The organism is Ruegeria sp. BC1 (genome assembly GCF_056539305.1).
In genome coordinates, this window is the sequence record NZ_JBQFUT010000001.1 from 908,014 (window position 1) to 923,665 (window position 15,652).

A 15,652-nucleotide genomic window follows, 5' to 3' on the forward strand; every position below is an offset into this window, starting at 1 on the left:
CGTGATCGGCAAGGTAACAAAAATGAATAAATCCAAGTTGGCAGAGTTTGAAGCAAAAATACATGCACGTCTGGCCGAACTTGCGGATCATTCAGCTTCGGAAAAAGGGGCGCGAGCCGTTGTTGAACTGGATCAACAAGCCATTGGCCGCCTCAGCAGAATGGACGCATTGCAGAATCAAGCGATGGCCAAGGCACAACAAGCCAACAGGGATTTAGAGGTTCGACGACTTCAGGCGGCGCTGGCACGTCTTGATGAGGGTGAATTTGGCTATTGTGAGGATTGCGGCGACGAAATTCCAAATGGCCGGTTAAGCCTTGATCTCGCCGCCACCAAATGTGTTAGCTGCGCAACCGGCTGATCTGGAATCGGACCAGATTGCGCAATACCATCTCGAAACACTGACAGTATTGAAGATCGTCAAAGCTTGGCTCATCCGCAAGCCGCCTGTTGCGTGCAACCGCCATTAGGGAACCGTTGCCGAACAATGGATGAAGCTGCCCGGTCTGGCCGACAAATTTGTTGGCCAGTTCTGCTTCCATAATCATGCGAATACAAAGGCGACTACGATCTGCTGGTGGAACCGTAAGCAGCACGCGTGCTGCAGCGCTGACATCTCCGTGCAAAAGTGGGCGCATTTATGCTTGTTCGACAGTCAGTTTGGCGGGCAATCCTGGCCCATAGCTGGCCGAGACCTGCGCCACCGTAACGTCATACGGGCCGCTGACCCCATCCGCAGCTTTCGCCGAGCTCTGGTAGAGCCAGTTTGGATCGGGAACGACCTGCTCGCGAACCACGGCGCCATTGGCGCGCACTTGAACGAGGTAGGCTTCGCTCTCTTCCGCCAAAGGCACATCCAATCCTGACCAGTCGTCCCCGTCTAACCGGGTGCGGCGGGTCCACGAAAACTGATCGCCCGAAGCCGTGGGGGAAACCTTCAAGTGCACAGGTGCATAGGGCCGCAAACCGTTTCCATCGAACGCCTCAACGAGATGAGAAAATGACGGATCATCGTACCCCCGCGTCGCCGGACCAATGCGAAAATGTTTGGTCACGCGACGCTCTGACCGCAACAGACTGGTTTGGTAAACTCTTTGATCCAAAAGGACAAACATGGATCCGTCGGGCCAGACATCGGGCATTATCGTGTCCGTCCCAAGTTGGCCGCGCAATCTGCCAGACAATGTGAAACGGCCGTCTTCTTGCAAGGTGGCATCGGCGAATTGAAAGATTTCCCAGTTGCCGGGCGAACCGTCCCCGATTGCAGCCAGATTGGCACCATTCAACAGCGCATCCCGTGGGCGCGATTCCAACAAGCCGTCGATAAGCTCGACATGCAAAGGCGTGCCTTCGTCCCAAACACCAACACTCGCCCGCATGAGGGGTGACTTGGTGAACCCGATGACAGCCTGACCTGAAATCACGTCTTGCAGTTTATAGCCTTCGTCGCTGGCGGCGGAATACACGGCAACACTTCCGGGCCAAGGGTTCGCTGACGTCGCCAGGTAAGGCGCATGCGGTTGCTCGGACCCGTTGATCAGTGGCAAGTCCATGAACACTGGCAAAACGGGCACCGGCGCGACAAAAGGTTTTGCCGTCACGACATCGTCCGGCAGATCAGACGGAGCGTATATGCCGGGTTCAATTCGCACCGCTTCAGCCAACTGCAGATCGGATTGTTCCAAACGGTCGATGCGATAACGTGTGCTCTGCCCGTCTTTGGTCAGGCTAACCACGTCGCCCGCGCCCAAGTGCAGCATCGACGGAGGCAACGCGAACCGGGTCGTCTCACGCGATACCCTGGCTTCGCTCAACCAGCGTTCGGCAGTTTGACGGCCCTCGACGCGCGTCATCGACAGTGGCATTTCGTTATCCGACACCGAATGGGTGCGTGTGTCCGGCAATACGGCTTCCTCGGATACGATGTCGTGATCCGAATCCGATTGCACGAACCGCAAACGCACACGGCCCGTTAATTCAGCCTCACCCTCTCTGCGATACTCAATTCGACCTTCGATATCGGAACTGTCGGCCAGAAGATCGGTATCCAGCGCCAGCGGCCTACGTCCATCCCTCATCTGGAATAACAGAATGCCGTCCCTCTCGATCGCATCGAAGCCATAGCGCAGCATCAATGGCTGCAAGGCGGCACGGGCTGTGGTTACGTCGCCAACCACATATCCACGGACAACGCCATAAAGTCGCGACACATCGATATTCGTCACCCCGGCATCATGGCAGATTTCAGTAACCACCGAAGCGAGTGTCCGCGACCCCGATCGCCCATTCAACCAATGTCCCCGCGCATAGTTTGCACCATCGCTCCACTGGCTTCGCAGGTTGGGAAACGTCGGAAAAGGGCGTGCATCCCAAGCCCAGACATACGTATTCGCCATATCCACCATCCGGCCGCCATACTCATGCGAAACAGGGTTAATCTTGGGGTCTGACCAATAGCCCAGAATAGCCTTGAGGTATTGCACCTGAACAAAGTCGTCACGCAGCCCATTGGAATATCGCGGTAGGCTGGATTCGGAAGACTTTGGATCAAGGAATTTGTTGGGCTGGTTGGTTCCCTTGTCGATGGCTGCGCAACCGACTTCGGTAAACCAGATCGGTTTCGAACCGGGCACCCAGTCTGTCCGGTTTGCTTGCCGAACGCCGCCGATACGTTCGTGATGCGGTTGCGACCACCAATTACGCAGGTCCTTGTAGCGCCAGATCCACGCCTCGTCGTGTTCGCTATCCTCAATCGGAGTCCTTATCTGGGCTTCAGCCTCTTCGGGAGACGCGTAGTACCAATCATACCCTTCACCGCCTTCGATGTTGCCGCGCAGGTAATCAAGTTCATAGATCGCATCGGCCCCTGCTTTCAGGTCCAGATGATCCTCGCCGTCTCGCCAGTCCGAAAGAGGCATGTAATTGTCGATGCCGACGAAATCGATGTTGTCGTCAGCCCAAAGTGGATCAAGGTGGAAATACCGATCCCCTGATCCATCGTTGGGCTGATAGCCGAAGTATTCGCTCCAATCCGCCGCATAGCCGATCTTGGTCTCGGGTCCCAAAATCGAGCGGACCTCTGCAGCCAAATCGCGAAGCTGTTCCACAGCTGGAAAGCCTGCCGCGCCACGGATTTGGGTCAGGCCTCGCATCTCGGACGAAATACAGAACGAGTCCACGCCACCTGCGGCTTTGCACAACGCTGCATAGTGCAGGATGAATCTTCGCAAGCCCCATTCTTCTGGGCCGTTATAGGTGACAACACCATCCCCGACGACAAAATCGGTGGCACGGGCATTTCCAAAGAATACCGCCACCTGCACATCCGCCGCTATCGTCTGATCCGGTGAACCTTGTCGGCCCGGCGCAGCGCTCTGGGTGATCCGACCACGCCAAGGCAAATGCGGCTGCTCTGCGGCGTCAGACCACGGGTCAGGCAATCCGTTGCCGGGCATCTGATCCATTAGGATAAACGGATAGAACATCACCCGCTTGCCATTAAATTTTAAATGGCGGATCGCCTGCACCACCGACTGATCCGCCGGCGTAGCGCCATAAACGGGGCGGTCATTATCGTGTTGTACAACTTTGGCCGCATTGCGATCTACCCCAGCCACCTGCCAGGGCATGTTCTCACCCTCAATTTCTTTGTGCAGAACCTTCGGTTGGATCTGGCATTGCGCGCATCGCAGGTCATCCCCGAACCAGGACACGATCAATGAGGTCGCGTCGCAGGATGGCAGTTCCTTTTGCAATGACCGGACGGATGCCACCAGATCCGGTAGACCAGAGACGGAATTGACATTTGCTGCCCAACTCTGGCCCGGGCCTTTTGTGTAATTGATCTGCTCGTTGGCAAGCGCGTACTCGCCAGTACCCGGCATAAGTGCAACGCCACGAACTGTTCTGGACAAGGCTTCTGGCGTATCCGGCATAACGGGTTGTTCCTGACGCACCACTTCGAATGAGAATTGCGGCACCCGGTTTCCGAATGCGGCCAGTTGCAGGTCCTCGATCACAACGTAGGCCGTACCCCGATAAGCTGGGACATTTCCCACGCCTTCAATGGATTCGATCAACGGATCCGGCAGTTGATGATGGCCGCCGCGATAGACGCGAATATTCAGGCCTGCGCGCTCCAGTTCCTCTCCATCCGCCCAAATACGCGGAACATCCGAAATCTGGCCGGCCCCCACTGCGATCGCCAAAGAAATCGAGTAGCTGTAGCTGTGCGTTGTCGTCGTGACCTCGGGCGCCTTGGGTGAGCCCTTTCCTCCTCCGCCGCCTTGTGTCGTAGTACTGGTGCTTTTGGTTTCCAAAAAATCCGAGGCCCAAATGACCTGACCGCCCACTCGCATCCGACCAAACACTCTGGCAACCGGGGCCCCTTCACCGGTTTCGGTCAGGCGAAACCGGTCCAAGCGGCCAGTCTCGACCACTTCGCTTCCCCCGCCCATGATAGATTGACTCATCAGCCGTTGGTCGATGACCCGGCCCAGCGTTGCGCCAATCGCTCGTCCGATGACCGCCGTCGAAAGCCCCAGGACAGTGCCGCCAATTGCACCACCAACTGCGGCCCCTGCTGCAGAAAGAACAATTGTAGCCATTCACTTTTCCTCCAGCGGAAATTCAAAACAGGCGACCACCCGGCGGCGCCAGGGATCGCTGAGAGTGTTTTCGACAACTCCATGGCCGGAATAGGCATGAATGAATCGGGGCACAGTCTTCACGTTGCTGACGATACCTATATGCTTGGCGACACGTCCTTCCCGCATGCGGAACAACAGAATATCACCCACATCAGCGTCGGCCGGGCTCTTTTCGGTCAGGTGGCGACACGCGGCAGCCCACAAACGTTCCTCACCCTGAGGCTCGGACCAATCCATGCTATACGTCGGAACCGCTTCGGGTTCGCACCCAATTAGTGCGCGCCAAACTCCGCGCAATAATCCCAGACAATCCGTACCGGCGCCCTTTGCAGAAGCCTGATGGACATACGGGGTCCCCAACCAGCTACGCGCCTCATCAACAATATCTTTTCGGCAGGTGATCATCGTATACTGCCTCCGTTGTTTGGATTGCCCTGCTTTGGCACGGCCATCATCCAATCCTCCCCCGGCAGGTCAGGAAATCCCTGATAATTCATCATGTTATTGAACTTCAGGCGGCACATCCCCATGCTTTTATCGCACCCAGCCGTCAATCTGACACGGTCACCGATGGCCAGGCCTCCACCGATCCCGGACCAAAGCTTGATATTGCGCCCCCCCGCAATTCGCTCATCCTGCTTTACCGATGCCCACAAGCCCGACGCCTTGCCGGAGACGACCTCCAGACGACCACGCGCAAACCAACCCGGAACCGGAGCTTTTGCGCCCTTCAATTGCAAAGCGCTGCCTGCGGTCACGCGCGTAATTTTCGCCTCGGCCCAATATCCCGGAGCGTCCGTGTTGAATGCACAGGCACTGTCTCCCAAAACGGCCGTGCAGGGCTTTTGATAAATCCTGCCCAGCGGCCGGTTGAGCAAATCGGTCAACCCTCTAAGTTCGGCATGGAAGGCTCCACCTGCGCGGCGCAACTCACCGATTGAGCCGCGAAATTGCAGCTTGCGCTGATCGGGCACGGCCCAGTTTACAAGCCACGCACGCACCTGAGCGCCATCAAAACGACCAGCTTCAATATCCTCTTCCGTCACCGCCGCATCCGAGAACGCGCCCATCGCCTCGGAATTGTCGATCGACAGACCTGTGGCTTGCTCAATCGCCGTTGCGGTCAGTCCAGTGCTGGCTTTGAAAGTCAGTCCGTCAAAGCTCAACTCCATGTCGTGATCGGTAAAGCCATATTCCCGACCATCAGAGCGTCGGATTGCCCAGCACCGGCAGGTTGTGGTTAGCCCGCTCTGCAAGTGAGCGTGCAGCCCTTGTTTGTCTCCGCTCATCAGACACGCACCTCGACCACCGGAACATTGGGGACATCACCCGCCTGAAAGCTGGCGACGCTGGTTTGGATTTTGTCGGTGTCGAACCGGACCGGAACGTCAAACTCGAACCCGGCTGTAATTTCCACGTCCTCGGGAGGAGGAGCCGCAAATGTGATCAGCCCGCCAAAAAGGTCGACTTCAAAGTCAACGCCTTCGTGCATTTCGTCCTGTTCGATGCCAATTCTAACCGTCCCAAGCACGGGCTTCACGATTGGGCGAACATAGCTGAACCCGCCAGAGCTGTAGGTTTTGACCAATTGAAACGCCGTCTGAACACCGTCGCCGCGTGCAATAACCTGGTCCCCCTGATCAACGTCCACTGTTGCCGGGCCAGATTTGTAGTCCGACCAATCCTTCCAGCGGAAGCCGAACATCTGACCCTGACGCGCCTCGAAGAACGAAATCAGTGTTTCGATGTCATCCAGAGACCGCATCCCCAACCCTGCGTCGTAGCGCCGCCGAGAATGTGCCCAAGGGGTGTTGCGCTCTTCGAACCCATTGGCCAGCGTCACGATATCTGTGCGCCGTTCCGGGCCACCGACCGAGCCAAAACTCAGGTTCGCGGGAAACCTCACTTCGTGGAAATTCATGGCCTGCTCCCTGTTTTATCTATTGCGATTACCGCGTCCCAGCGCGCGGCTCATCTGAGCGGCAATCTGACCTTGACTGCGCCGGAAACCCTGTACGTCTGGAGTGGTGATGTTCATCACGACGTTTACGGCGCGCGCGCCACCGGATGTGCGCACACCCAGCTTTCCATCAGGACCGCGCGCTAATGGCATGATTGCCTCAGGACCGGCCTCGCCCATCAATCCCGTACCTCCGCGCATGGGAAATGTGGTAGGACCACTGATTACGCCGCCATTGGCAAAAGGCATCACCCGACCCTGGGAAAAGCTGCCACCGTCCGCAAATGGAAGAATGCCTTGCACAAGACCGCCCACGGTATTGGCCAGCATTCCACCGAAATGATCCGTCACCGGTTTAATCGCTGCTGCATACGCCGTCTGGATCATCGAGTTTTTCAGCACATCCAGCGCGTCGGACAGGTTCATCCCATCCAGCACCACACCGTCGAAGGCTTTTCGCAACCCGCCCGACATTCCACGTTCCAACGTGGCGACGTCCTTGCCGGTTTCTTCGAAAGCTGCGCTGATCCGCTTCATCTGGCCGTCAAAAGCTGCCGCCATCGACGCCGCATCCCCCAGCGAGTCGCCCAGCGCCTCTCCCCGCTCTTGCAGGTCATCCAAGCCGTCACGATCCGTCATCACGCTCTCCTTGTGTCTTGTCCGGATAGGCTGCCAACAGGGCATCCAGCCCCGCCCGGTTCATCGCCGGAAGTCCCGTGCCCTGCCCCAGCATCAGCCGCAGTTCGGCCGGGGTCAGACGCCAGAACTGTTCTGGCGTCAGGCGCAGTCCGACCAATCCCGCCCGCATCAGCGTGGGCCAGTCGAACCCGCTCATGTCTGTTCTGGAACCATGAAGGCCCGCGCCAGCAATTCAGCCGCAGCACGCGCACCCGCCATCGGACCGCCATCGATATCTGTACGCAGCAGGTCAGCGCGGGACACATCGGCCCCACCACCCCGCAACCCCGCTACGATCAGCGCTAATACGTCGCCGCTGGAATAGGCACCACCTTCGAACCGCTGCACCAACTCCACCAAAGATCCGGTGCCCAGTTCCTGTTCCAATTCCGCCAAAGCACCCAGCGTCAACTTGAGCACCCGCCGCTTCCCATCGATGGTCAATGCCACCTCGCCCGTCCACGGATTCGTCATTGGATTACAGCGCCGTAAAGGCCAGTGCGCCGGCGCTGGCCAGGCTCATCTCATATGTCGCCTCGCCATTGTGCGAACCTGCATATTCGATCCCCGTCACCTGAAACGGCCCTTCGACAATACCGAAATCGGGAATAACCACTTGAAAACTCGGCGTCTCGCCGTCGAAAAAAAGTTGCCGAGCGCGTTCGTCCGTACCCGCGTCCCTGAACACGCCCGAACCCGAGATCGCAGCTGATTTGACACCAGCGCCCGACAGCAGCTCGCGCCATCCCCCCTGACTTTCTAAAGTCGTCACATCCACACTTTCTGCGTTTAAACTAACCCGCGTGGCACGCAGCCCCGCAATGGTCTCGAACAGGCCCGAGTCGTTCATATCCACTTTGACCAACAGGTCTTTTCCGTTCTGGGCAGCCATATGCTCTCTCCGTTGATTGCTTAGTCGTCTTCCACGCGGGCGCGGAATCTCAGGTCGATCTGGCGGATCGCGCCTCCAGTTCCCGTTCGACGAGCCGAAGCGCGTTCGAACCAAAGCCCAACCATCCGCCCGCGGTCGAGGTTCAGCGCTGAACCTTCCAGCGCATCACACACCGCACCGGCCAGAGCTTTAGCGGCACCAAAACCAGCGACCTCGGATACCACTGAAATTGTGAGGCGATGCGTGGTTCCGCTACCGGACTGATCCGAGGCATCCCGAACATCCTCGGGGCCCAGCGTTACATAGGTCTGAGGCACAGAACCGGCTGGGACCGCATCATAGATCGCTCCCCCTGAAAGTGTGCCAACTTGCGCGTCGCTGGAAAGCAGTTGATACACCGCCGCCTGCAAAGCGGCTGAAACGCCATAACTCATGCCGCCACCTCCTCATCCGCGAAACAAGTCAGGTACTGACCGCGTGGATCACGCTCGGCGACCGCACGAATGACAAAGCGCCGGGAGCCGTCTAAGAAACGCTGATCGGGAGAAGGCCTCATTGAAGACCCTTCGGGTGCTCCGCGTACGACAATGCGATAGCTTACGCGAGACACCGGCACCCCAGCCACCTGACGTTCAGCACCGCTGCGTGCGGTGACCTCGGCCCAAACTGTACCCAGCGGTTGCCAGGTTTCGGTGAAACCTCCCGCGCCATCAGCGGCGCGAACCGAAGTCTCAAGCATCAATTTTCGGTTCAACTGGGGGCACTTCATAGCGCAACCCCAGCACCAAAGCGCACCACACGATATCGCTGTATAAGGCTGGTCACGCCAAATGGCATGCAACCTGCTCCCAAAGCGGTTTCATCCCGATACTCGTAGTAATGCGCTGCCAGCAGCAAAACCGCCTGCCCCAGATCGGCGGGCAAGCCGCCCCAGTCCATCGACAAGCCTGCGGAGAACAAGATCTTCACCCCACCTCCCGTCGCAACTGCAGGCAACCTCGAACCCGTCGGGAGCAGCCTTGGGCGCTGGCTATCATGCTCCACCCTATAGACGTCTGCCGGGATCGCTGTTTCGGTACCTGCGGCGTCAGTCAAAATGACCGCATCCACTGTTGTTACCGGAGCTACAGGCAGCAATTCGCTCGTCGTGTCGCGCCATCCGTTCAGGCTCCAGGAAAATGCGCGCTCGATCAGCACTTTACCAGTGCGCGCTTCAATCGCGGCAATCGCCGCCCGCAGAAAACCTTTGAGCACTTCATCCTGCACGCTGCCCTCGGCAAAGCCGGTTCCCAGCCGCAGATGCGCCTTGAACTGATCCACCGGCAGCACCGCATCCGCGATGGCGGTTTCTTCGATCAACATCATCCATTCACTCCGCAATCTCGGACCCCTCCGGGGCCGTATTCCTTGGAAATTGACGGGCACGCACCGCCCCACGTTGCTCGGACGGAGGGGAGCAGCTAGACAACGCAGGGGATCTCACCCCGGCCCGTACCCGCCGCCCGAGGGGCCGAGGCCCCTCGTATTCAGCCCGCCTTAAGCGGTACCGAATTTCACCAGCTTGATCGCTGCAAAGTCGCTCACATCACCACCCACGCGCTTGGTTGCATAGAACAGGACATGCGGCTTAGCGCTGAACGGGTCGCGCAGGACGCGCAAATCGGGGCGCTCGGCAATGGTATAACCAGCCTGGAAATCACCAAAGGCGATCGAGAAGCTGTCGGAACCTGCATCCGGCATGTCCTCGGCGATTAGCACCGGATAGCCCATCAGACGTGCGGGCTCGCCCGCGGCCAGACCGTCCGACCACAAGAAGCGGCCGTCGCTGTCCTTCAGCTTGCGGATCACGCCAGCGGTTTTCGAGTTCATGACGAAAGTGCCATTGACCCGATATTGTGCACCTAGCGCATAAACAACATCGACAATCGCATCCGCATCGACGCCACCATCGATACCCGTCGGTACATAGCCTATATTGCCCCAGGCCCAGACGTCATTGTCGACCTTGGCGTGATCCAGAATACCTTTGGGCTTATCCATCCCATCGCCCGAGATGAACGCCGCAGCCTCGGCACGGGCGAACTTGTCGGCAATACGGCCAGCCAGCCAGCCTTCGACGTCGAAAGCGCTGTCATCTAGCAGGCGCTGCGAGGCCTTGGGCAGCGCGCTCAGTTCGTGAAGCGCAATCGAGATACGGTCAATCGACGGGGTCGCCGTTTCGGTCGCAGCAGAAGTTTCATCGGCCCAGCCCGCGCCCACATCGGTGTGGTCGATCAACACGTCGAAAGAGTTCGCTTCGACATTGACAACCGAAGCTATCGATCGGATCGACGCCGTGGACTTCAGTACGGATTTGATGATCTCGGCAGTTTGCGGATCGACCAGATAGCCACCGTCGCTGTTAACCGCGCTGGATAGCGATTTCGACTCCATTTCCAACCCGCGCAGGCCGTCATCTTCACCCGAACGCACATAGGCGTCAAAGGCCTTCTGGTGCGGGGCACCGTCTTCGATGGATGCCGCAAGATGCGGGCGCGCCGCTATGGTTGATTTACGATCCAGCATGGTCAGTCGCTCTTCTGTCTGTTGCAGTTTGGTTTTCATTTCAGCCTTCAGGCCCTTAAATTCATTCACGAAGCCAGCCATCGCCTGCTTCACCTCCTGAACCAGGGGCGCACCCTCTCCGGTCAAGGCCGGGGTCTCGGTCTTGCTCATCAGCACTTCCTTTTTGGGTGAGGTTTGAGGCGCGCTAGGTCCGCGCCAGCTCCTGCCGGGCATCGTTGAACGCCTCGGCAATACTGCGCAGGGTGTCTTCGGTATCCAGGGTCGTCCCCTTTGCCGTCACCCGCGCACTGGGCAGCATTGGGAAGGTCACAAGCGACACCTCCCACAGCTCCAGTTCAGTCAGGACCCGCTGGCCCTTGTCATTTTTAATAGCCCGCTTAGTACGATAACCAATAGACAGACCATCCATCGCGCCCGCCCGGATCAGTTCCGCTGCCTCGCGGCCCTTCTGCGTGGCCTCCAAGAGACGCCCTTTGACCCACAATCCCTTGTCGTCTTCGCAGACCTCATCCCAGACGCCGATGGGCTGCGCCGGGTCGTGCTGCCACAGCATCTTGACCCGCCGACCTGCATTTTCCAGCCCATCAAGCGAGGTTCGATAAGCCCCGCGCTGTACCACGTCACGACCTTGATCAACTTGCCCAAACAGGCTGGCATAGCCTTCGATTACCGCGTCCTCAGTCACGGAAAGCTTGTCGCCAAACCGCGCAAACTTATGTTCCAAATCCATGAACTTCTCCATGCAACCCACTGAATTCATGGCGTTACCACCAAGATAGATTGAAACGCCTGCGCTAGGATCACCGCCACCACGCCATAGACCGTCAGCCACAATCGCTTCTCCAGCCTCTCCATCATTTCTTCGATCTGATCCAACCGCCTGCACAAATGCGCATGCTGGATCTCGGCCACCCGCTCATGCGCGGCCAAGCGCAGGCCCGGCGCGCATTCAAACGGAGGATACCCGTCAGACATCGGCACGCTCCGGCAGCCCCAGTAGCGCGCGCTTTTCGGCATCCGTCAGGAAATCGGCCCGGTTGACCCGCGCCCATTGCGCGTCGCGTTCAGCAGACAGTGCAGGCACCTGATCCAGATCGGGCTTCAGCACCAATTCCTCGCCGGTGAAGCCCGTCAGCCATTCCGACACCGCCGCCGCCACCCGCGTCACCAGGGGCAGAACGGTCAGGCGATAGAACGCCCGATTGGCCTCCTGATAGTTCGAATAGGTCGCGTCACCCTGGATTCCCAGCAGCATCGGCGGGACCCCAAAGGCCAGCGCGATCTCGCGGGCAGCGGCTTCCTTGGTCTTTTGAAACTCCATGTCCGAAGGCGAGAACCCCATCGGTTTCCAATCCAGCCCCCCTTCCAGAACCATCGGTCGCCCCGCATTGCGCGCTCCGCGATAGTTCTGCTCGATCTCGTCTGAAAGCCGACGGAACTGATCCTCGGCCATCACTCCATGGCCATCGCCATTCCACACCAGCGCCCCCGAAGGCCGCGCCGCATTATCCAACAGCGATTTCGACCACCGAGACGCGCTGTTATGCACATCAATGGCCATCGCCGCCGCCTGCATCGGCGAGAACCCATAGTGATCATCCTGAGGATGGAACGACTTGATATGGCAGATGTTTTCCGCCGCAAACCGGTGCTTCTTACCGCCCACAGCGTAATCATACGCCTTGGGCCAGCCATCGGCCCCCGGCACCACGCTCATGCGATCCGAGCGCAGAACATGTAGCTCAACCGGCAACCCCTCGTCGGCCTGAACTGCCTCGACATAAGCATTGCCAGACAGCAACAGTTGCCCAAACAGAGCCTCCATCAACTCCGCCCGCCCCTGCGCCGCATTCGGACGGCGCATGAGGGACAGGATCGGATGCGCGTCATACCGCTGCGCCTGATCCTGCAGCACCAAAGGCAACGCCGCCGCCGCCTCGGCAATCAGTTTGACCGAGCGAAACCCCACTGGGTTCCCCGAGAACCCCGTCCGCGTCAGCGACACCGTATCCCGAGGGCTCCACGCCACGCGCCCGCCCGTCTGCCACGCCACAACAGGTCCCGCTGCGCTCGCCTTTGCCTCGGGTGCCTCGCCAGCCGATCCACGACGCAAGAAATCGAATACCATCTGTGCTCCTTTCTGCCGCCGCTCTGCCCGGCTTGTTGAAAGGAGTTATGAGGGAAAAAAGTTTAAGGCTTGGGAATGGGGCGTACGGGGGTTGGGCAACACTGAGGTGACCGGAAACAATCCAATTCACCACAAGGTGGTATATATCCCGAAATCACCTTCCGACCACATAGTTGTACGAGTCCAGAACCAACATGAAAACCACATCAAGCTCGTCCTGCGAGGAAGGAGTGAAAATCATCACAAAGCCTTCCCATCCCGGCCGTTTTTGCGACCAAGGGTGAGCAACGGCCCAGCCTGCATCTATCGCGAGCTGCGCTGTTTTGGGATCCAAAGATGCATGGAGTGAGCCGTCAGGATGCACATGAGCAAACTCCCGACCTCCAACAATCACTTCCGGATGCTTCAGTGGAAGGTTGTCTGACAACCAGAACCCCTTGGCTCCGGGCAGCGAGACAACAGTCTCACGAATTTCCACGTCAGGAATTTCGTCGACGCGTCTTAGGAGGTCTTCGGTTAGCTCGGGAATCGCCTCAACCCCAATCTGGACATGAGGAACGCCATCTGTCGTTTTCGGAATTGGCGACAGCCGATCTGGCAATGCAGCGATTTGCGCTGCAACCGGACTGCCTACGACAACAATCACGGCCGCAATAATGTTGCCTAGAAATATTCTCCGGATGTTCATGGCTTTGCCTCCGTAAGGCAATAGTCTCATCAGGTGCAGTGTAAAGCAACACTCCCTCAGGAGCAGCACACGGTCAGATTTCTTATCATAATCAATTGATAATTTGGCCTCTTGCCCAGGTTCAACTACAAACTCCGCACCCTCGGCCGCCGATACGCCCCCGCAGGCCCCACAACCAACTCATGCAGCGCCCAGACCAGCGCGTCGACCCGGTCGGGCGAGCCCTGCCCCTCGAACCCGCACGCGGTCATCTGGCACATCTGCTCCTCCAGCGCGTCCAGCCCGGCCACATGGCGCACCCGCCCCTGCTCGTACAATGCCGCCACAGGCTCAGCCCGCGCGACCTTGCCGCGTGAGGCCCGCACCGCCCGATATGGGACCAGAGGGTCCACCTGCCGCACCACCTCTTCCACCAGTTGCCCGCCCTGATTGACCTCGGCCACCAGCCGTTCGGCCCCGAATTCATCCATCGCGTCAATCGCCGCCTGCGCCCAACCCGCCGGACCCGCGCCCTGCACCGTCCGGTCAGCCAGCACATAGGCGCGCCACTCCTCTGCTGGCCCCTGTAGCTGCGCGCCCACAACCACAATCCCGCAGGCATCCGCATCCGCCCCCGCCGTAACCGCCGGGTCCAGCGCCACCACGATCCGATCCAACACGGGCACCTGCGCACAGCGCGCCGCCTCCAGCATCGAACCGGTCCACAGAGCGCCCTCAGCATCCGAAAGCAGCACCCCGTCCAACTCCTGTCGCCCCAGCCGCGTGCCTGCATAGCGTGCGCGCACCTCTTCCAGAAAAGAGTCCGCCAGATTGGCCCGGTTCGCCTCGGTCGGTGCATGGGTCTGCACAGTGGAGGGTGACGAAAGCAACTCCTTTAAAACCTTAACATTGCGCGGCGTGGTCGTCACACAGACCCGAGGCCGATCCCCCAACCGCAGCGCAAATTGCAGCATATCCCAGGTCTCGCCCGCCTTTTTCCACTTGGCCAACTCATCCACCCAGGCCGCATCGAACTGCGGCCCGCGCAGCCCCTCGGGATCATGCGCCGAAAACGCCTGCGCCTCGGCCCCGTTGGGCCAGATCAGTTTTCGTTCCGAAGCCTTCCACGCGGGGCGACGATCCGGCGGTGAACACTGGAGTATCCCACTATCGCCAAAGATCATCACATCCCGCACCTGATCGAATGTCTCACCCACCAACGCCACACGGCCGGCCTCGCCGCGATCCAACGGTTTCGCCCCTTCAACCATCGACCGCACCCATTCGGCCCCGGCCCGCGTTTTGCCGGCCCCACGCCCGCCCATGATGACCCAGGACCGCCAATCGCCCTCGGGCGGTAACTGATGCGGCAGCGCCCAGAACTCAAACAGGAAAGGGAGGGCACACAGCCCCCCCTCCCCGATCTCACTCAGAAACCTGTTCCGAACCGCAACATCGGCGGAGGCGAGCCAGCCTGCACCCGATTTCAAATCGAGCGCGCTCAAGGTCGAGCGCATACCCCCCTTGGGCGATTCCGGCTTGTCTGTGATGTTGTTCGACAAAGCTTGTCTCCACTTTTTGACAACTTCGGATCAGCCCCTCTAACTGACCAAGTTGCTTGGTTGAACCAGCAAGATCTGCATCCTCCCCGGCTCCGATCTGCCTGCGCAGTTCTTCTGCTGCTTTGCGCAAATCGCGAATGGATGCCTCCAGCGACTGCAGTAAGTCTGCCGTCTGAGAAATCCGCTCCTCCGGGGTAATCAAAGTCATGTTTGCGTATTGACCTCATGCGTGAGTTTTTCCGCACGAGAGAAACGAAAAACGGCCGCCGGGTCACCCCGGGGCCGTTGCCCACTTCTTCTAGCATGACATTATCAATACGGCATAAAGTACGCAAAGTCAATGCGTTACGCAACACAGACGCAACGCAAGGCGGGCGGTGTGGTAATCATTGCGACTCCCTAAGCTTGACATTTACCCCGATACCCATCATGTGCCCACAACAACAAAGCGCTGCCGCGTGAGCATAAGGGCATCAACGGTCCCTACAGCGCCCTACCCCACCAGTTCCCATTCACGCAGGGTTCTTGACGCGAAGACCGGATGACGCAGG

19 protein-coding genes are annotated in these 15,652 nt (G+C 58.9%); 1 reads left to right on the forward strand and 18 read right to left on the reverse strand.

Annotated features, from left to right (window positions below; all coding sequences use genetic code 11):
* Nucleotide 1: 1 nt before the first annotated feature.
* Nucleotides 2-361 carry a TraR/DksA family transcriptional regulator gene (locus ACR0IY_RS04525; RefSeq protein ID WP_480670671.1) on the forward strand — a complete coding sequence of 120 codons (360 nt, stop codon included), beginning with the start codon at nucleotides 2-4 and terminating at the stop codon, nucleotides 359-361.
* On the opposite strand, the gene ACR0IY_RS04530 is transcribed toward ACR0IY_RS04525, so the two are convergent.
* The 18 genes from ACR0IY_RS04530 to ACR0IY_RS04615 form a co-directional block, all read right to left on the reverse strand.
* Nucleotides 342-638, reverse strand: coding sequence for a DUF7742 family protein (locus tag ACR0IY_RS04530; protein WP_480670673.1), 297 nt, complete (start codon nucleotides 636-638; stop codon nucleotides 342-344). The genes ACR0IY_RS04525 and ACR0IY_RS04530 overlap by 20 nt on opposite strands.
* Nucleotides 639-4,607 carry a baseplate multidomain protein megatron gene (locus tag ACR0IY_RS04535; RefSeq protein ID WP_480670675.1) on the reverse strand — a complete coding sequence of 1,323 codons (3,969 nt, stop codon included), beginning with the start codon at nucleotides 4,605-4,607 and terminating at the stop codon, nucleotides 639-641.
* Nucleotides 4,608-5,054: a C40 family peptidase gene (locus ACR0IY_RS04540; RefSeq protein WP_480670676.1), complete on the reverse strand. Its 447-nt coding sequence runs from the start codon at nucleotides 5,052-5,054 to the stop codon at nucleotides 4,608-4,610.
* Nucleotides 5,051-5,938 (reverse strand): DUF2163 domain-containing protein, encoded by an 888-nt coding sequence (locus ACR0IY_RS04545; protein ID WP_480670678.1) that lies wholly within the window; start codon nucleotides 5,936-5,938, stop codon nucleotides 5,051-5,053. Before ACR0IY_RS04545 ends, ACR0IY_RS04540 begins: the two co-directional genes overlap by 4 nt.
* Entirely contained in the window at nucleotides 5,938-6,570 is a 633-nt protein-coding gene (locus ACR0IY_RS04550; RefSeq protein WP_480670680.1) for a phage distal tail protein, Rcc01695 family, read from the reverse strand. Before ACR0IY_RS04550 ends, ACR0IY_RS04545 begins: the two co-directional genes overlap by 1 nt.
* A 15-nt stretch (nucleotides 6,571-6,585) precedes the next feature.
* Entirely contained in the window at nucleotides 6,586-7,248 is a 663-nt protein-coding gene (locus tag ACR0IY_RS04555) for a phage tail tape measure protein (RefSeq protein ID WP_480670682.1), read from the reverse strand.
* Nucleotides 7,235-7,444 carry a rcc01693 family protein gene (locus tag ACR0IY_RS04560; protein WP_480670684.1) on the reverse strand — a complete coding sequence of 70 codons (210 nt, stop codon included), beginning with the start codon at nucleotides 7,442-7,444 and terminating at the stop codon, nucleotides 7,235-7,237. The genes ACR0IY_RS04555 and ACR0IY_RS04560 overlap by 14 nt, the downstream gene beginning before the upstream one ends.
* On the reverse strand, nucleotides 7,441-7,761 hold the full coding sequence (locus ACR0IY_RS04565; RefSeq protein WP_480670686.1) for a gene transfer agent family protein: 321 nt from the start codon (nucleotides 7,759-7,761) through the stop codon (nucleotides 7,441-7,443). Before ACR0IY_RS04565 ends, ACR0IY_RS04560 begins: the two co-directional genes overlap by 4 nt.
* A gap of 4 nt (nucleotides 7,762-7,765) precedes the next feature.
* Entirely contained in the window at nucleotides 7,766-8,179 is a 414-nt protein-coding gene (locus ACR0IY_RS04570; protein ID WP_480670688.1) for a phage major tail protein, TP901-1 family, read from the reverse strand.
* Nucleotides 8,180-8,199: 20 nt separating this feature from the next.
* Nucleotides 8,200-8,613, reverse strand: a complete 414-nt coding sequence (locus ACR0IY_RS04575; protein ID WP_480670690.1) for a DUF3168 domain-containing protein — start codon at nucleotides 8,611-8,613, stop codon at nucleotides 8,200-8,202.
* Complete coding sequence (locus ACR0IY_RS04580) at nucleotides 8,610-8,948, reverse strand: phage head closure protein (protein WP_480670692.1); 339 nt, start codon at nucleotides 8,946-8,948, stop codon at nucleotides 8,610-8,612. The genes ACR0IY_RS04575 and ACR0IY_RS04580 overlap by 4 nt, the downstream gene beginning before the upstream one ends.
* Nucleotides 8,945-9,544, reverse strand: coding sequence for a head-tail connector protein (locus ACR0IY_RS04585; RefSeq protein ID WP_480670694.1), 600 nt, complete (start codon nucleotides 9,542-9,544; stop codon nucleotides 8,945-8,947). The genes ACR0IY_RS04580 and ACR0IY_RS04585 overlap by 4 nt, the downstream gene beginning before the upstream one ends.
* A gap of 171 nt (nucleotides 9,545-9,715) precedes the next feature.
* A complete protein-coding gene (locus ACR0IY_RS04590) occupies nucleotides 9,716-10,894 on the reverse strand; it encodes a phage major capsid protein (RefSeq protein WP_480670695.1) in 1,179 nt (392 codons plus the stop codon).
* A gap of 34 nt (nucleotides 10,895-10,928) precedes the next feature.
* Complete coding sequence (locus ACR0IY_RS04595) at nucleotides 10,929-11,474, reverse strand: HK97 family phage prohead protease (protein WP_480670697.1); 546 nt, start codon at nucleotides 11,472-11,474, stop codon at nucleotides 10,929-10,931.
* Between the two features lie 26 nt (nucleotides 11,475-11,500).
* Nucleotides 11,501-11,719 (reverse strand): GTA head formation protein, RCAP_rcc01685 family, encoded by a 219-nt coding sequence (locus tag ACR0IY_RS04600; RefSeq protein ID WP_170489631.1) that lies wholly within the window; start codon nucleotides 11,717-11,719, stop codon nucleotides 11,501-11,503.
* Nucleotides 11,712-12,872 carry a phage portal protein gene (locus ACR0IY_RS04605; protein WP_480670699.1) on the reverse strand — a complete coding sequence of 387 codons (1,161 nt, stop codon included), beginning with the start codon at nucleotides 12,870-12,872 and terminating at the stop codon, nucleotides 11,712-11,714. The genes ACR0IY_RS04600 and ACR0IY_RS04605 overlap by 8 nt, the downstream gene beginning before the upstream one ends.
* 154 nt (nucleotides 12,873-13,026) lie before the next feature.
* Nucleotides 13,027-13,560, reverse strand: coding sequence for a luciferase domain-containing protein (locus ACR0IY_RS04610; protein WP_480670701.1), 534 nt, complete (start codon nucleotides 13,558-13,560; stop codon nucleotides 13,027-13,029).
* Nucleotides 13,561-13,685: 125 nt separating this feature from the next.
* The gene (locus ACR0IY_RS04615; protein WP_480671143.1) at nucleotides 13,686-15,056 is read right to left on the reverse strand and encodes a DNA-packaging protein; all 1,371 of its coding nucleotides are present in this window, start codon (nucleotides 15,054-15,056) and stop codon (nucleotides 13,686-13,688) included.
* Between the last annotated feature and the right edge of the window lie 596 nt (nucleotides 15,057-15,652).

Excerpts from the sequence above, each read along its gene's own strand:
- ACR0IY_RS04530 (WP_480670673.1), bottom strand. The coding sequence starts at position 638 with ATGCGCCCACTTTTGCACGGAGATGTCAGCGCTGCAGCACGCGTGCTG.
- ACR0IY_RS04535 (WP_480670675.1), bottom strand. The coding sequence starts at position 4,607 with ATGGCTACAATTGTTCTTTCTGCAGCAGGGGCCGCAGTTGGTGGTGCA.
- ACR0IY_RS04540 (WP_480670676.1), bottom strand. The coding sequence starts at position 5,054 with ATGATCACCTGCCGAAAAGATATTGTTGATGAGGCGCGTAGCTGGTTG.
- ACR0IY_RS04545 (WP_480670678.1), bottom strand. The coding sequence starts at position 5,938 with ATGAGCGGAGACAAACAAGGGCTGCACGCTCACTTGCAGAGCGGGCTA.
- ACR0IY_RS04550 (WP_480670680.1), bottom strand. The coding sequence starts at position 6,570 with ATGAATTTCCACGAAGTGAGGTTTCCCGCGAACCTGAGTTTTGGCTCG.
- ACR0IY_RS04555 (WP_480670682.1), bottom strand. The coding sequence starts at position 7,248 with ATGACGGATCGTGACGGCTTGGATGACCTGCAAGAGCGGGGAGAGGCG.
- ACR0IY_RS04560 (WP_480670684.1), bottom strand. The coding sequence starts at position 7,444 with ATGAGCGGGTTCGACTGGCCCACGCTGATGCGGGCGGGATTGGTCGGA.
- ACR0IY_RS04565 (WP_480670686.1), bottom strand. The coding sequence starts at position 7,761 with ATGACGAATCCGTGGACGGGCGAGGTGGCATTGACCATCGATGGGAAG.
- ACR0IY_RS04570 (WP_480670688.1), bottom strand. The coding sequence starts at position 8,179 with ATGGCTGCCCAGAACGGAAAAGACCTGTTGGTCAAAGTGGATATGAAC.
- ACR0IY_RS04575 (WP_480670690.1), bottom strand. The coding sequence starts at position 8,613 with ATGAGTTATGGCGTTTCAGCCGCTTTGCAGGCGGCGGTGTATCAACTG.
- ACR0IY_RS04580 (WP_480670692.1), bottom strand. The coding sequence starts at position 8,948 with ATGAAGTGCCCCCAGTTGAACCGAAAATTGATGCTTGAGACTTCGGTT.
- ACR0IY_RS04585 (WP_480670694.1), bottom strand. The coding sequence starts at position 9,544 with ATGATGTTGATCGAAGAAACCGCCATCGCGGATGCGGTGCTGCCGGTG.
- ACR0IY_RS04590 (WP_480670695.1), bottom strand. The coding sequence starts at position 10,894 with ATGAGCAAGACCGAGACCCCGGCCTTGACCGGAGAGGGTGCGCCCCTG.
- ACR0IY_RS04595 (WP_480670697.1), bottom strand. The coding sequence starts at position 11,474 with ATGGATTTGGAACATAAGTTTGCGCGGTTTGGCGACAAGCTTTCCGTG.
- ACR0IY_RS04600 (WP_170489631.1), bottom strand. The coding sequence starts at position 11,719 with ATGTCTGACGGGTATCCTCCGTTTGAATGCGCGCCGGGCCTGCGCTTG.
- ACR0IY_RS04605 (WP_480670699.1), bottom strand. The coding sequence starts at position 12,872 with ATGGTATTCGATTTCTTGCGTCGTGGATCGGCTGGCGAGGCACCCGAG.
- ACR0IY_RS04610 (WP_480670701.1), bottom strand. The coding sequence starts at position 13,560 with ATGAACATCCGGAGAATATTTCTAGGCAACATTATTGCGGCCGTGATT.
- ACR0IY_RS04615 (WP_480671143.1), bottom strand. The coding sequence starts at position 15,056 with ATGCGCTCGACCTTGAGCGCGCTCGATTTGAAATCGGGTGCAGGCTGG.